This is a genomic window from Vibrio sp. R78045 (assembly GCF_042466085.1).
Taxonomy (GTDB): Bacteria; Pseudomonadota; Gammaproteobacteria; order Enterobacterales; family Vibrionaceae; genus Vibrio; species Vibrio cyclitrophicus.
This window is the reverse complement of the sequence record NZ_JAXHBS010000013.1, coordinates 1,599,437-1,616,035: the sequence shown is the minus strand read 5'-3', so window position 1 is coordinate 1,616,035 and position 16,599 is coordinate 1,599,437. Positions and strand designations below refer to the sequence as shown.

12 protein-coding genes are annotated in these 16,599 nt (G+C 43.3%); 9 read left to right on the top strand and 3 right to left on the bottom strand.

The window, feature by feature from the left end; translation table 11 throughout:
* The first annotated feature begins 4 nt into the window (after window positions 1-4).
* From SJY39_RS17620 to SJY39_RS17605, 4 genes are all read left to right on the top strand, one after another.
* Complete coding sequence (locus SJY39_RS17620) at window positions 5-616, top strand: hypothetical protein (RefSeq protein ID WP_016795037.1); 612 nt, start codon at window positions 5-7, stop codon at window positions 614-616.
* A gap of 184 nt (window positions 617-800) precedes the next feature.
* The gene (locus tag SJY39_RS17615; protein WP_010430437.1) at window positions 801-1,115 is read left to right on the top strand and encodes a hypothetical protein; all 315 of its coding nucleotides are present in this window, start codon (window positions 801-803) and stop codon (window positions 1,113-1,115) included.
* A 51-nt stretch (window positions 1,116-1,166) separates the two neighbouring features.
* Window positions 1,167-2,027, top strand: coding sequence for a sulfurtransferase (locus SJY39_RS17610; RefSeq protein ID WP_010430439.1), 861 nt, complete (start codon window positions 1,167-1,169; stop codon window positions 2,025-2,027).
* A gap of 366 nt (window positions 2,028-2,393) precedes the next feature.
* On the top strand, window positions 2,394-4,697 hold the full coding sequence (locus SJY39_RS17605; protein WP_010430441.1) for a bifunctional diguanylate cyclase/phosphodiesterase: 2,304 nt from the start codon (window positions 2,394-2,396) through the stop codon (window positions 4,695-4,697).
* Between the two features lie 247 nt (window positions 4,698-4,944).
* Here the strand turns inward: SJY39_RS17605 and SJY39_RS17600 are convergent, their stop codons facing one another.
* Window positions 4,945-5,949, bottom strand: a complete 1,005-nt coding sequence (locus SJY39_RS17600) for a sugar-binding transcriptional regulator (protein ID WP_010430443.1) — start codon at window positions 5,947-5,949, stop codon at window positions 4,945-4,947.
* 459 nt (window positions 5,950-6,408) lie between these two features.
* Between SJY39_RS17600 and tal the strand changes: the two genes are divergently transcribed.
* The gene (gene tal, locus SJY39_RS17595) at window positions 6,409-7,359 is read left to right on the top strand and encodes a transaldolase (RefSeq protein ID WP_010430444.1); all 951 of its coding nucleotides are present in this window, start codon (window positions 6,409-6,411) and stop codon (window positions 7,357-7,359) included.
* Between the two features lie 87 nt (window positions 7,360-7,446).
* Window positions 7,447-9,438, top strand: coding sequence for a transketolase (gene tkt, locus SJY39_RS17590; protein WP_372275182.1), 1,992 nt, complete (start codon window positions 7,447-7,449; stop codon window positions 9,436-9,438).
* A 186-nt stretch (window positions 9,439-9,624) separates the two neighbouring features.
* On the opposite strand, the gene SJY39_RS17585 is transcribed toward tkt, so the two are convergent.
* Both SJY39_RS17585 and SJY39_RS17580 read right to left on the bottom strand, forming a co-directional pair.
* Window positions 9,625-11,187, bottom strand: a complete 1,563-nt coding sequence (locus tag SJY39_RS17585) for a PAS domain-containing methyl-accepting chemotaxis protein (RefSeq protein WP_016768318.1) — start codon at window positions 11,185-11,187, stop codon at window positions 9,625-9,627.
* 166 nt (window positions 11,188-11,353) lie between these two features.
* Window positions 11,354-11,818: an Lrp/AsnC family transcriptional regulator gene (locus SJY39_RS17580; RefSeq protein ID WP_010430447.1), complete on the bottom strand. Its 465-nt coding sequence runs from the start codon at window positions 11,816-11,818 to the stop codon at window positions 11,354-11,356.
* A gap of 153 nt (window positions 11,819-11,971) precedes the next feature.
* On the opposite strand from SJY39_RS17580, the gene SJY39_RS17575 reads away from it, so the two are divergent.
* The 3 genes from SJY39_RS17575 to SJY39_RS17565 all read left to right on the top strand — a co-directional run bounded on the left by SJY39_RS17575 (window position 11,972) and on the right by SJY39_RS17565 (window position 16,545).
* On the top strand, window positions 11,972-12,937 hold the full coding sequence (locus SJY39_RS17575) for a hypothetical protein (protein WP_102308931.1): 966 nt from the start codon (window positions 11,972-11,974) through the stop codon (window positions 12,935-12,937).
* A 459-nt stretch (window positions 12,938-13,396) separates the two neighbouring features.
* Window positions 13,397-13,741, top strand: coding sequence for a hypothetical protein (locus SJY39_RS17570; RefSeq protein WP_010430452.1), 345 nt, complete (start codon window positions 13,397-13,399; stop codon window positions 13,739-13,741).
* Between the two features lie 47 nt (window positions 13,742-13,788).
* Window positions 13,789-16,545, top strand: coding sequence for an immune inhibitor A domain-containing protein (locus SJY39_RS17565; RefSeq protein WP_372036017.1), 2,757 nt, complete (start codon window positions 13,789-13,791; stop codon window positions 16,543-16,545).
* Window positions 16,546-16,599 lie beyond the last annotated feature (54 nt).

Sequence of the window (16,599 nt, the reverse complement as noted above, 5' to 3'; positions counted from 1 at the left end):
TGTTATGACTATTTACACAAAACAGTCTCAAGAAAATCATTACGTTGACTCAAGTCGTAACCTTTCTGAGGAAGAACATATGTCCGGGCAAAGTACTTGGAACATCAAGAAATCACTAGTCACTATTTTAGTGGTAACTCCACTGGCATTAGTGGGTTGTGGAGGTGGGGGCGGTGGGGGCAGTACATCTACTCCATCGCAATCCAGTCCGTCGACCCCAGAAACACCTTCTACTGTGCTAACAGCAAACCCTTCTCCAACTCCCGTGACAAGTACAGTCGCAGCGCAAAGCTATACAATGAGTGATCTAATAGTGCCTGACGGGTTTGACTACAGCTCTGTCGAACAGTTTGAGCTCGATATCGACATCAGTAATATCTCGACAGATCGTTCTTTCGTGACCGTTTACAGCCGTTTTAGCACAAGAGACGATTCAACCTTGAAGCCGGATTACTCCAGTAAAGTGATTGCAGGCCCATTACACAATGGCATGTTCGCCTCCAACTTTTCAGCACCGGTAAACCATGAAGCTCTCTTGATAGAGATTTGGTTTTACGATGGTCAGCCGCCATTACAACAAGTGGTATCAAGCAGTGATTCTCAGATCGTCTGGTAATCGGTCGAAACAGTTTGGTCGTCAACAGATACAAACCGGATTCTGTATCGATAGAAAGTGAGCATACGTGCTCACTTTTTTCGTTTCGTCGAATAACAGGTAATTCAGCTTTCTCAGCTGGTTCCATTCACTTTACCGCCAATCTCACTTATATTTTAAATATAACCTTCAAAGACTTACTCTCATGACTCAATTAAAAATAGGCCTATTAATCTTACTATGTGGTGTGGGCTTATTGTTGGCCCTCACCTATTTCCCGATGACATCTGAAACAGGTCAACGCATTCAAGCAAAAGTAATTTCGAACACACTCACTCAATCCCTAGATGGCCACAGGCGCTACCTCACTCTTCAAAGTCAAGGCAACGAAATATTTCGCGTTTCAATTCCACCAACGACAGACTGCCCTATTGATTCTGTGGTCGTGCTTGATACATTAAGCAATCAAATAACCGGACAAAATAGCTACCAGTTCGCCCATTGCCTTACTGCACCGTAGTACTGGCTATAGCAGTAATAGCTATCACAACAAAAAATGGACATAACAAGAATGAATCAGCCACTGATCTCACCAGAACAACTTCAACAACGTTTGCTAGAAAATCATTCGCTAAAAAGCGACCTAGTCATCCTCGACGCCAGTATCGAGTTTCAAATTCCAAGCGAATCAGAAAAGATCAAAGGACAGATGATTCCTGGGGCTATTCGTTTTGACTACGACAAAGACTTCTGCAACAAACACACTCTACTTCCTCATATGTTCCCGACCGAGAAACACTTCAATAAACGGGCACAAGAAATTGGTATCAATCAAAACAGCACCATCGTGGTTTACGATAATTCAGGTACCTTAGCCTCTCCTCGTGCATGGTGGATGTTTATGGCGATGGGACACAACAACGTATACATCTTAGACGGCGGTTTGCCAGCATGGATAGAAGCCGGTTACGCTACAGACACTGACTATAGAACCGAAATCCAAGCCGGGAATTTTGAAGGAAGTAGTCAAGATAACTATTTTGTAAATGCTCAGCAGATTGAGAGTTACTCAACTAGCAAGAGCGCAAACATTCTAGATGCGCGCTCTCAAGCGCGTTTCGATTCAGAAGTACCTGAACCACGTGAAGGTTTGCGCAGTGGTCATATTCCAAACTCAATTTGCCTACCGTTTGCACAGGTACTCGATAACGGCAAGCTAAAACCCCAGAGTGAGCTTGTTGATATCTTTTCAACGTTAGAATTAACCCCTTCTCAACCCATGTTCTTTAGCTGTGGCTCTGGAGTAACAGCCTGCATCATTTTATTAGCGGCGAAACTTGCTGGCTATTCAGGTGAAATGGGAGTTTACGACGGCTCGTGGACTGAATGGGGTGCCAATGAACAACTGCCGATGGCCGTCACTCATAAGTAATTCGTTTTGCTCAATGCCATTGATAGCATATACTACGCATGCATAAGAGCTTACAGATAATAAGGACTCCTTACAAAGTAAGCTCTTTATGGCTGAGATATCTCATCTTAGTTTGAAACTAGCACAATCTAAAAACGGTTGATTCGAAAGCGTGGTTGTTTGATAAGTAAAAACTGTGATCAGCTCTAGGTTAATCGTTATCGTTATTTTTGTAGTTAATATTTCGCTCAAGAATCTCAGCTTGTAGTCGTTACACTATTTAATCCTTGATACTTTATTCATCGATTTGTTACACGCACAACGCTGACAACCTAATAGTTTGTCACTTGCAATCAGTTAAAAGAAGTAACTAACAAAAGGCACCCTATGGCTCTATTTAAGAAAAACATCTGGTCGCTGTACGCTCTGATCGTACTGCTTACCCTGATGCTTTTCGCTGGGCTGGGCGTCACTAAATGGCAGTCAAACAGAAATGACTTCACAGAGCAGCAGCATATTCAAGTTGAGCTATTTTCAAGCTCTGTCAGCTCACTATTAACCAGTCAAGAAGCCTTATTGGAAGTAGTTGGGCACCAGTTAGCCCAGCAGTCTGACTTTACACGGACGGCTTCGATTCAAATTCGACCTATTCTAGATAAATTACTTGATACACACCCTGCTATTGCTGCATTTGGCTTACTCAATACTCAAGGTGATTACCTTTCAATTAGCTCAAATCTTCAACTATCTGACCAGAAAAATCTGCTCCAGTACAAAGAAACAAGATCTTCATTTTTGGACGCTATGGCGAGCGAGAAAATGGTGTTGGGTCGTACTTACTTTCAAGAATCTTTAAACAGCCTCATTATCCCAATGAGGAAGTCTATTTCAATCGATGGCAAAAATATTGCTGCGGTTATGACTGCTGGCTTACGTTTGGACAGCACAATAGTTTTTGAAAACAATGCGCACGCCGGTAGCTACAACACATTAACGTTACTTCGACTCGACAACTACCGACAGTTTTTTTCCAGCGATATCGAATCACTCGATGCCTACTCAGATCCCGTTGGGCAGGATGTAATGAAACGCATCTCTAAGAGTTTTAATGAGCAAATTGGCATAAGCATCAAAGACGCTGCAACAGGAAAAAACACCTATTCTTTTGTCATCAGTGACGAGAAGTACCACGCTTTGTTAAGCGCTAAATACATCCCAGATTACAAACTTTGGGTCGTTGGTCGTACTGAGCTCTCTTATGTCGATAACATCTTTATCAATGAGTTCGGTATTCTTCTCATTATCTTTATCTTTCTACAGCTAGGTTTCTACTTTTTGGTTAAATCAATCGCCAAGAACGAGCAACGAACCCGAAGCCAACTCATTTACCAAGCTAATCACGACCCATTAACGTCCCTACCCAATCGCTTATACATGCGAAGAAACATTCATAATTGGGTAAAAAATGAGTCAGAGCAATTCTCTCTACTATTTATCGACATCGATAATTTTAAATGCGTTAACGATACTCACGGACACGATTTCGGTGACAAAGTACTCAAACAGATTGCATTGCGTTTAATGAGATTCCGCTCACGCTTGAGCTTAGTGGTACGGGAATCCAGTGATGAGTTTTTGTTCTTAACGCCATTAACCAACGAACCCGAGATTAAACGGCTCGCAGAAAGAATTATTGATGTGCTATCTCAACCTTATGAAGTTGAAAATTCGCAGTTTTTGTTAGGCTGTAGCATTGGTATCGCTCGTTTCCCTGAACACGGGAAAGATTTAGATAGCTTGCTCCGTTCTGCCGACATTTCAATGTACAAAGCAAAACAACAGCAAAACTCATACAGTATTTTTACGACAGAAATGCAAGATGCCCATATCTACAAAATGCGAGTGGAACAAAGACTACGCATTGCTATCGAAAAACAAACTCTATTTATGGTTTTTCAACCACTGGTCCGCACCGATAAGAGCATTCATGGCGTTGAAGCACTGGTGCGTTGGATTGATGACGAGCTTGGATTTGTTCCGCCCGATGTCTTTGTACCCATAGCTGAAAGTACTGGCTTAATGCAAAAATTGGGCGCTTTCATCATTGAATCGAGCGTCATGCAAATCGCTCATCTACATAGAACGACTGAACAAAACATTGGATTGTCGATTAATATATCGGTTCGCCAGTTTTCTCATAAGTCGTTCTCTGAACACTTACTCGCTACGTTAGAAAAATATCAATTTTCTGCTCATTGCCTAACATTAGAGATTACCGAAAGCCTATTCATTGAGGACGTAACCTTAGTGAAACCTATTTTCCAAGCCTTGAAAGAGAAGGATATAAAAATATCTCTCGATGACTTCGGTACCGGCTACTCCTCATTAAGTATGCTGAAAGTTCTCCCTATTAATGAGCTTAAAATTGATAAGAGTTTCATTGAGAACATCGCTATAGACCAACAGTCGCTCACGATGGTGCAAAACATCATTGCGATAGGCAAAAACTTTGGCATGGTGGTATTGGCAGAAGGCGTAGAGTCCAACGAACACTTCTCTATTCTAAAGGCGTGTGGGTGCGATTTAATGCAAGGCTATTACTTCTCACGACCTATTCCTTACGATCAACTATGTCAGTTTTTAGCCACCACTCTAACTGAGGAAACGGATCTAACCGTGTCTCTATCTTAGTTTTGATTATTTGGTATAAATAGTCGCATATTACTGATACTAAAATCTGATCAACACCAACAGTTTTGGACACTGAGTTAAGTGAGTACAATCACTACTGATTTGAACCATGACGAGCAAGAAGAAACATATTATCCATTCTCCTGAATAAATGTCGCTTAGGTAAAATATCCATTTTGACTGGAGCAGAGCATTCGTAAGAACAACAAGGGATAGGACAATAAAGTATATCTCCTTTGTCTTCTCTTTAGTTTTTATCAATCAGTTCAACATGCTTCATTTGCTCATCCAAGTTAAGTACCGTTAAAGCATTACTTACACTAGTTGCAATCACATCTACCACACCAGTTCTTAGTGCGCCTAATAGAGCGAGAGGTTTACTGTTCTCAGCAGCAATAGCAATAACTTCAGCAATTGGGCGAAATTCTTCCAAGGCCAAACCAATCACACGGTCACTCATTACTGTATTGGCAGCTTTGCCGTGTACATCGAAAAAGTCGTAACCCGCAAAGTCACCGACGACACCTTGTAACAACCTCGATTGAACGACTTCACCAGGTGTAAACCAACCTAAATCGACCATATAGCTGTTTTCACTCATATCACCAATACCCACTAATGCGACATCGGCTTTACGAGCTAGATCGAGTGTTTGCTTAACGGTGCTGTTCTCCATAAACGCGGTTTTTTGTGCTTTATTCTCTGCATAAGCGGGGGCGTATAAGGTTTCTGATGAACCGCCGTACTTCTTAGCTAACTGTCTGCATATATGGTCGGCGTTAAACATACCACCTCTCGGGTGAATACCGCCGATGCCACATACAAACTTACAGTCACGTGGCGTGATAACACCAGTATGGTGAGCAACCGACGATACGTTTCGGCCTTGGCCAACCGTCACCACCATGCCATTTTTCAATGTGCTGGTAAGATAATTAGACACCAAGCCTGCTACTTGAAGACGTTGTTGTTCTTCATTCGGCTGGTCTAACGCAACCAGAGCACGCTTCACACCAAAACGTTCAATCAAACGCTGTTCTATCTTGGCACTGAATACTGGGTGATATTTCACGGTTATCTCAACAATACCTTCATCTCTGGCTTGTTTGAGCATTCGACCAACCTTTGCACGAGAAATAGAGAACTTTTTGGAAATCTCTTCCTGAGTCGCGCCATCTTGATAATAAGCGACCGCGACTTCAGTGAGGAGATCAGTGTTTTCTTCGGAAACATCTTGGATATTCTTACTCATATACCACTCAACCAATATTTAACAATTATTTTACCTGCTTGGAGGACTAATGTTCGATGCTTAAGCATGTGATACACAAGTTTACACCCCGAGCATATGTAACAACAAGGAACATTTGTTCAGGGTGTTAACCAGGTTTTTAACGGTGACAAATTAACGCCATATTAGCTGTTAAACGTTTGCTTATAGTCCCCATGATTACTAGAGCGAAATATATTTGACTAAAGTCACCATACAGCACTATTTAACGTTGACTTTGGGGCTAGAACGGATAAATATGGCTACATCATTTACTCATCGAGCGATCAAATGTTCTGTGCAAATGTTCGTTCGGAGAAAAATTTAAATTAATGTAAGTTCGGCTCACTGGTACAACCATTGAGCGCTTCATTAGTTAGCTTGCAAATGCCCGCACCTCTCCCGTTAAAGGGGTGTTATGCGATACATAGGATGATCAAAATGAGCAATAAATTAGAGCAACTTCGTAAACTAACAACTGTTGTAGCTGACACTGGCGATATCGAAGCTATCAGTAAGTACACACCAGAAGACGCGACAACTAACCCATCTCTAATTCTTAAAGCTGCTCAAATTGCTGAGTATGCACCTCTAATCGATGCTTCTATCGAATACGCTAAAGCGCAAAGCGATGACAAAGCACAGCAAGTTCAAGACACTTGCGACATGCTTAACGTAAACATCGGTAAAGAAATCCTTAAAGTCGTACCTGGCCGTATTTCTACAGAAGTAGATGCTCGTCTTTCTTACGACATGGAAGGCAGCGTTGCTAAAGCTCGTCAACTTATCAAAATGTACAACGACGCTGGCATCACTAACGACCGTATCCTTATCAAACTAGCTTCTACTTGGGAAGGTATCCGTGCTGCTGAAATCCTAGAGAAAGAAGGCATCAACTGTAACCTAACGCTTCTATTCTCTTTCGCTCAAGCTCGTGCTTGTGCTGAAGCTGGCGTATTCCTAATCTCTCCTTTCGTTGGTCGCATCATGGACTGGTATAAAGCGAAAGAAGGTCGTGATTTCGAAGCTTCAGAAGATCCAGGTGTAATCTCTGTTTCAGACATATACAACTACTACAAAGACCACGGTTACAAGACTGTTGTTATGGGCGCAAGCTTCCGTAACATCGGCGAGATCCTTGAACTTGCAGGCTGTGATCGTCTGACGATCGCTCCTCAACTTCTAGCAGACCTAGAAGCAGCAGAAGGCGAAGTAGTAGAGAAGCTAATCGACTCTAACGGTACTAAAGAGCGCCCTGCAGCGATGACTCACGCTGAGTTCCTATGGGATCACAACCAAGACCCAATGGCTGTTGAGAAGCTAGCTGAAGGCATCCGCAACTTCGCAGTTGACCAAGGCAAACTAGAAGACATGATTGCAGCTAAGCTGTAATCACTCTTACCAAATTCAAATAGGGGAACGTTCAGTTCCCCTACTTTTATCAATTTTGTTTTTCTTAATTTTTATTCGGAAGTTCTTATGAATCGCAAACATCTAGCTAACGCTATTCGTGCTCTAAGCATGGATGGCGTACAACAAGCAAACTCTGGTCACCCAGGCGCTCCTATGGGCATGGCTGACATCGCTGAAGTACTTTGGCGCTCTCACCTAAACCACAACCCAGCAAACCCAGAGTGGGCTGACCGCGACCGTTTTATCCTGTCTAACGGCCACGGCTCAATGCTGATTTACTCTCTGCTTCACCTAGCAGGTTACGAGCTTTCAATTGAAGATCTTAAGAACTTCCGTCAACTGCACTCTAAGACTCCAGGTCACCCAGAGTACGGCTACGCATCAGGTATCGAGACGACTACTGGCCCTCTAGGTCAAGGCATCACTAACGCTGTTGGTATGGCGATGGCTGAGAAAGCACTTGCGGCACAGTTCAACAAAGAAGGCCACGACATCGTAGACCACTACACTTATGCATTCATGGGTGATGGCTGTCTGATGGAAGGTATCTCTCACGAAGCATGTTCTCTAGCAGGTACGCTAGGTCTTGGTAAGTTGGTTGCTTTCTGGGATGACAACGGTATCTCTATCGATGGCGAAGTTGAAGGTTGGTTCTCTGACGATACACCTAAGCGTTTCGAAGCTTACGGCTGGCACGTAATCCCAGCCGTTGATGGCCACGATGCTGACGCTATCAACGCGGCTATCGAAGCAGCTAAAGCAGACCCTCGTCCAACTCTAATCTGTACTAAAACAGTGATTGGCTTTGGTTCTCCAAACAAAGCAGGTACGCACGACTGTCACGGTGCACCATTAGGCGCTGATGAAATCGCAGCAACTCGTAAGCAACTAGGTTGGGAGCACGGTCCTTTTGAAATTCCGTCGGAAGTTTACTCAGAGTGGGATGCGAAAGAAGCAGGCGCAGCTAAGGAAGCAGCGTGGAACGAGAAACTTGCAGCTTATGAAGCAGCATACCCTGAGTTGGCAGCTGAATTCAAACGCCGCGTAAACGGTGACCTTCCTGCTGAATGGGAAGAGAAAGCATCAGCAATCATCGCCGATCTTCAAGCTAACCCAGCAAACATCGCATCACGTAAAGCATCTCAAAATGCTCTAGAAGCGTTCGGTGCTATGCTACCTGAATTCATGGGCGGCTCTGCTGACCTTGCGCCTTCTAACCTGACTATGTGGTCTGGTTCTAAGTCTCTTGAAGCAAATGACTTCTCTGGTAACTACATCCACTACGGTGTACGTGAATTCGGTATGACGGCTATCATGAACGGTATCGCTCTGCATGGTGGTTTCGTACCCTACGGCGCAACGTTCCTAATGTTTATGGAATACGCGCGTAACGCAATGCGTATGGCTGCTCTGATGAAAACTCAGAACATCCAAGTTTACACTCATGACTCTATCGGTCTTGGCGAAGATGGTCCTACTCACCAACCGGTTGAGCAAATCGCTTCTCTACGTCTGACTCCAAACATGAGCACATGGCGTCCATGTGACCAAGTTGAGTCTGCTGTTGCTTGGAAACTGGCAATTGAGCGTAAAGATGGCCCTTCTGCACTTATCTTCTCTCGTCAAAACCTTGCACAGCAAGATCGTGACGCTGAGCAAGTGGCAAACATCGCTAAGGGTGGTTACATCCTGAAAGATTGCGAAGGCAAACCAGAGCTTATCCTGATCGCGACTGGTTCTGAAGTTGAGCTTGCTGTTGAAGCAGCAGCACAACTAACAGCTGAAGGTAAAGCAGTACGCGTAGTCTCTATGCCTGCAACTGACGCATTCGACAAGCAAGACGCTGAATACCGCGAGTCTGTACTTCCATCTGACGTAACTGCACGTATCGCTGTAGAAGCTGGCATCGCTGACTTCTGGTACAAGTACGTTGGTTTCGGTGGCAAGATCATCGGTATGACAACGTTCGGCGAATCTGCACCAGCAGGCGAGCTATTCAAGATGTTCGGTTTCACTACTGAAAACGTAGTAAACACAGCAAAAGAGCTTCTAGCTTAGTCTTGATTAAATTGTCTCACCCTTAAATGGGTTGATGCATACAGAAAGCCCCGCATGAAAATGCGGGGCTTTTTTGTATCAGTTGCCTGTTAGTCTTTGATTGTTAACAGTTCCTTTAGCTCACAAAAAAGCCCTGCTAATTTCGCAAGGCTTTCTCTTATTTCTTACTCGGCGTAAATCTAACCGCTATTTCTCTTCGAAACGCTTCGCCAATTGATAGAATTCATTCACTTGCTCTTTGAGTTCTTTCGAATGATCTTTGACTGAATGTGTCGCCACTAGGTTTTGCTCGGCGGTTGACGCGATAGACTGCATATGAAGGTTTACGTCACTAGATAGCTGACGTTGCTTATGTGCGGAACTTTCAACCGACTGCATTAACTCGTTCATCGATTGCATCAGGTTCTCAACTTCTGACAAGCGCTCTGCACTTACCTTTGCTACATCGCCACACGCATCCGTTTGTTCTCGGTTAGCCAAAATATCTTTCTGCCAACCTTCAATCGTCGCTAACATGGTATCAATGCTCTCTTTGATTTGAACCGTCGCCTTAGAAGTGCGACCCGATAACGCACGCACTTCATCAGCAACCACCGCAAAACCACGTCCTTGCTCGCCTGCTCTAGCCGCTTCGATCGCAGCGTTCAGTGCCAACAAGTTGGTTTGCTCGGCGATTCCGCCTATCTCTTCCATTATCTTGCTGACGCTTTGAGCTTGGTCGCTCAGTTGGTAAGTTGTTTGGGTGGCCTTCTCTGCCTGTGAAGCTAAGCTTTCTAAATTTTGATGAGTTTGATTAATGCTTTCTTTAGCACCCGCACAGGTTTGCAAAGTCACATCAACAATCTGATGCGCTTCTTCTGTACGAGAAGAGACCTCATTCGCCGTGACTTCAACTTCTTCAGTTGCTTCACGCACTTGTAAAATATCTTCCGTTTGTTGATCTAACGCTTCTGACACTTCAAATGAAGTCGTATTGAGATTATCAGCTAAGTCTTGCAATGGCTTCGCAGAATCCGTCATACGACCTAACACCGTTCTGATTCGCGCTGACAACAGCTTCAAATGGAAGTCGGCGATTGAATACTTACTATTACCTGAATAAACAAGACGACTGACACTATCAAACTTAGACTGAAGCTTCTTTAACTGTAACGGTGTATCAATGAGTTCTTGTCGGAAAAGCAGAGCCAATGCAGAAACAGGAAGCAAACTAAGAAACCATTGCGACATTTGCCCAACTTCGACTAGATTTGATACGAGAGGCGCAGCCAACGATCCCAATAACACGGCATAACGAACACTATCGCTGATCTGTAATGACCATTGGCGGCCAGACTTCTCAGCCTTCAATAAGCCTTGGTAGGCCTTATCTGCAATCTGCACCCACTCATTCTTAGGTTTAACACGAACAGACTGATAGCCACTCACCTTTCCATTATCGTAAATTGGCGTGACATAAGCATCGACCCAATAAAAGCCACCGGACTTCGTTTTGTTCTTTACGATTCCACGCCACGCTTTACCTTGTTTTAGGTTGATCCACATATCGGCAAATGCAGCTTTGGGCATATCACCATGCCTGACAACATTGTGGTTTTGTCCTAGGAGTTCTTGTTGGCTATATTCTGCTATACGACAAAAAGCATCATTACTGTAAGTAATCACACCTTTAAGATCGGTAGTTGAGACGAGTTGTTCGTTTTCGCTTAGAAGCGTTTCACGTGATTGAGAAAATGAGCTGACAGTCATTATATTAACTTTTGTTAATTATTATTTTAGGCGAGGAATATATACAATTATTAAAGTTATGACAAAATGTGAATATCACATTTTGCGTAAATGCCTGCTATTTATACAGATTTAAGCTAGATACTTCACAGAGTTCGAACTCACCCTACAAATTTAAAAAGCCAAATCACTCATCTAAATTGACAGCTGTACTGAATTTCACCGTTCTCATAGAAACAGACGTGTGAAACTTACGAATATTTAAATCTTTGCGCAATACACGCTCAACGAAATCTTCATAGGCTTGTATGTCTTTGACCGTCACAATCAACATGAAGTCAAAGCTGCCTGATATCTGATAACACTGCGTGACCTCTTCTGCCTTTGAAATAGAATGGCGAAAGATCTGGTAAATGTCCCCTCGGTCACGCTCCATTTCCACGGACACAACCAAAGTCATCTTACTGCCGGTCAGTTCTGGGTTGATGATAGACACATCACCAACTATAACGCCCTCTTCTCTCAGCCGTTTCACTCGCTTTAAGCAAGCAGGCGGTGACAATCCGACCAGTTCAGCCAATGTGAGGTTTGGAATTCGGTTGTTCTTCTGCAGTTCAACGAGAATATTCCTATCTATACGATCAATTACCATAATTTCTTAAACCAAGAATTTTTTGACTTATAATTTTTAATATTACGATAATTAAAAAATCCATAGCAACTTTAAAGTTCAATTTAGAAATTTTAATCACATCAATCACGGTAAGATCTTTTCATACTAAACAATCGAACTATGGTCGTAACGATGAAATCAACCTATCAATTTTTTAAAGAACTCCTTAAAGAGATTATCGATGTCACCTCGACTCTTTTCCGAATCATGATTCCAATTATCATCGTGATAAAGGTCATTGAAGAGCTCGGCGGCATCGTGATTCTTAGCGAATGGCTTAGCCCAATAATGGAAAGCGTCGGCTTACCAAAAGAGATGGGATTGGTATGGGCAACCACCATACTCACCAACATCTATGCGGGGCTCATTATTCTCATTAACTCAGATATTACTCTCACTGTTGCTCAGGCTTCTGTATTAGGCAGCATGATGCTCCTCGCCCATTCACTGCCAATCGAAGGTGCGATAGCCAAAAAAGCAGGCGTCAGTTGGTTGGCGACGTTATCAGTCAGAGTCGGCGGCAGTTTGGTATTAGCATGGTTATTGAATCTCAGCTATCAATATGGCGACTTACTCAACTACCCCGCGACAGTGCTTTGGCAACCGGAAGTATCAACGGATACAAGTTACCTCACCTGGGCCTTGGATCAGCTTAAGAGTTTTGCGGTTATCTTCATGGTAATCTCAGCACTATTACTGCTACTCAAAATTTTAAAGCTTGTCGGAATTGAAAAACTGATGGCTGTAATGTTGAGACCATTCTTAAGACTGTTAGGGATCAGCAAAGACGCAACCAACCTAACGATTATCGGAATCACGCTTGGGCTTTCGTTTGGCGGTGGCTTATTGATCAACGAAGCCAAGAAAGGACATATCTCAGCTAGAGACGTGTTCACCGCGCTCATGCTGCTCAACTTGCTCCACAGTTTGATTGAAGATACGTTGTTGATCCTGCTCATTGGGGCTGACTTCTACACCATATTTTGGGGAAGATTAGTATTCTCAGTGCTTGTCGTTGCTTTGATCTCAAATGTCATCAAGCGCATTAACCCCAAAGTGTGTGAACGGTACTTCTATCGCGATGTCTCTCAATCATAGGTATTGTCACCAAATGACTAACTAGAATACAAACGAAAGAGCCTAACTCGGCTCTTTTTACTACTTATTCGTTTATTCCAAAAAACTCTGTTGTTGCACGCTTTCCATCTAAAAATAATTTAACGACTAAAGTTACATTCATCTCTTATAATTTAATTCACTTCTAGATTTCCAAATGCACGAAAATAATTAAACAGTGATTATGACAAACCTCATATTTATTACCTTCTAGAGTAATAACGTTCATTTCAATGAATAGTACTAATAACCAAACTATCACCTATTTATTCATTAACTTTCATTAAATAACTGACAGAAGAATAATTAACCCATCTTATTTGATATTAACTCTTAATGTTGAAATCGGAACGAATAATTGTTTGTAAAAATTAACCATTTGATTGGTTAATTTTATAAATATATTTTGTTACATAATCAAAACTAATGGCTCTTATCACGATGTCTTCCAAAACAATGCCTTTAATAGTTCTACTTTATTGCTCACTGTCACAGGCCTCCACTATTGAGAACGATGAACTCTTGCTGAAATCATTGATTGGACGAGGCGTTATCTGCTCTGGCTTAACCTATGAGGACAATCAAGAAGCTTTGCGTGTTTATCTCAACGCTAAAAAAGTGAAGGGCACTCCGTTTGATTCAAAAAATAGAAAAGAGACAACTAATACAAAAGAAATAGAACGTATAAAAGAGATAGAAAATACGAAACATACCACAAACACACGTCAGTTAAATATAACACCACAAGAGTGTATTAGGCCAAACTCGGACAACAGATCCGAATAAGGCAAGTTGATACTGATATCGACATGGAAATATAAAAAGGAAATACAATGAAAATGATGAGAAAAACATTGTTGGCTTCAGCAATGCTTGCTCTATTTAGCGTCAGTAGTTATGCAAAGACACCTATTGATTTAGGCGTGGTTAATGAAGACAAGCTAATTGAAATGCTAATAAGACAAGGCTTAGTTGATCAAGACGCAACCGATGTAGCAAAACACGATGCGCTCGACCGTTATTTAAAGAATAAGATCAATTCTGGTTTTAAAGGTGATGCCCAATTCGGTAAAAAAGCGCTAGAACAACGAGCGAAGATACTGAAAGCCATCGAGAAAGGATCTGGTGTTAAAAAGGCGAGCGTCTTTGCTTTGGAAGTCGGCACCAAGCGTACAGATAAAGTACTCGCTCTACTGGTTGATTTTCCTGATTTAAACTGGGACGACAACAAACTGACTGAAGAACATACTCAGATGTTGTACGCGAGCTACAATCCAAATCATTATCAAGAATTGTTGTTTTCAAATTCTGGCTACATCGGACCTAATGGCGAGAACCTAATCTCAATGCGTCAATATTACCAAAGCGAATCAGGTGATAGTTACAGCGTTGCAGGTCAAGCGGTAGGTTGGTACCGCGCTTCTAAGCCTGCGTCATTCTATGGTGGCAACTCCCCTACCACCGACAACGACTTAAACGCACAGGAACTGGTTCGTGAAGCGCTTAATCAACTGGCGCAAGACCCAAGTATCAACCTTGCCGATTACGACATTGAAGATCGTTACGATTACGACGGTGACGGAAACTTCCGCGAACCCGATGGTGTGATAGATCATCTAATGGTGTTCCATGCATCGGTAGGCGAAGAAGCCGGTGGCGGCGTATTAGGCCCTGATGCAATTTGGTCTCACCGCTTTAATCTTGGCCAAGCTCATATTCTTAGTGGCACCTCAAGTTCCCTCCCTCACCGCTTTGGTGGTCAATACGCCGCGTTCGATTACACTATTCAGCCGATTGATGCTGCAGCCGGGGTTTGTGCTCACGAATACGGCCACGATTTAGGCTTACCTGATGAGTATGACACTCAATACACAGGCAAAGGTGAACCGGTTTCCTATTGGTCAATCATGTCTTCAGGCAGTTGGGCTGGTCAAATTGGTGGTACACAACCAACGGCATTCAGCTCTTGGGCAAAACACTTCCTACAAAAATCGATTGGCGGACGTTGGATTAACGACGACCAGATCTCAATTGATGACCTAGAAGACAACCCACAAGTTTATACGTTGTTCCAAACAACGGATAACAACCGTCCGAACATGATTAAGGTCGATCTTCCTGAAAAGCAAATTGAAAGTCTGAAACCCTTTGAGGGAGAGTATTCGTTCCACTCTCAAAAAGGCGATGACCTGAAAAATAACATGACTCGCAAGTTGGTGATTCCAGCGGGTGAATCTGCGCTGCTGTCTTTCAAAACTTGGTACGAGATTGAAAAAGACTACGACTTTGCGCGGGTACTCGTGAATGGACAAGCCATCGCAGGCAACATCACCTCAATGGATGACCCATACAATACTGGCCTCGTTCCTGCTATTGGGGGCGAATCTGGCGGGTGGATTGACGCTGAGTTTGACGTTTCACAATGGGTAGGCCAAGAAGTAGAACTGTCATTCGAGTACATCACCGATGGTGGCTTGGCGATGGAAGGCTTCTATCTGGATAACCTCAGTGTTGTCGTTGATGGTGAAGTCACCTCAATAGACGATGGTGAAAGCAACTCCACCTTCGCCCTAAATGGCTACAAGCTGAGTAATGGATTCCACCAAGCGCAACACTACTACCTGCTGCAATGGCGTAGCCACATGGACGTTGATGAAGGTCTAGCCAACATCAAACGCATGGGTCAACTGATCTCATTCGAACCGGGCCTCATTATTTGGTACGTCGATGAAGCTCTCACCGATAACTGGGTAGGCAAACACCCAGGCGAAGGTTGGCTAGGTGTGGTGGATGCAGATCAAAATGCCATGGCATGGGCGAATTCAGGAGAAGTCGCTCAAACTCGATTCCAAGTGCGTGATGCTGCATTCTCACTGAGTGATCAAGCACCAATGCGCCTCGTCAATGGAGATAACGACGTACTAGAAGACACCAACTTAGTTGGAACTGCCAACTTCTCAGATACTGAAGACTACGCATCACCTCAAGCACCAGACTCAGGGCGTAAGTTAACAGAGTTTGGCCTTGAAATTGAAATACTCAACCAAGGTGAAAACAACGAATATGGTGTGGTGCGTTTATCTAAAGTAAACCAACACAACGTCGCCCCTACTGCAAACTTCGAGGTCGATGTTACTGGCCGGAACGTTTCTGCACGTAACTTCAGTTCTGATCAAGACGGTGAAATCACCAATTATCTATGGGACTTTGGAAACAGTACAACAAGCAACGAAGTGACACCAACTTGGTCTTACGAGCAAGCCGGTGAATACACGGTAAGCTTGACCGTTGTCGACGACAAAGGCGCTACCGATTCGTTTAGCTCATTAGTGGTTGTTGAGTCTCCAAATGCTCTTCCAGAAGCGAGAGCGAAGTACATACACTTGGGGCGTTGGGTAACCATGTGGTCTACAAGTTCAGACAGCGATGGTCGTATTGTTGATACCAAGTGGACACTTCCAAACGGAAAGGTGAAACGTGGTCGCACATTCACGTCAATCTTCCCTTCATACGGAAAGCACGAGGTGACACTGAAGATAATCGATGACCAAGGTGGGATTACGACTAAGACAATTTTAGTCGACCTGTAAATCACAGCAGGTTTTTAAACCCAATAATAGCGATGTGGACTCTACCATATCGAC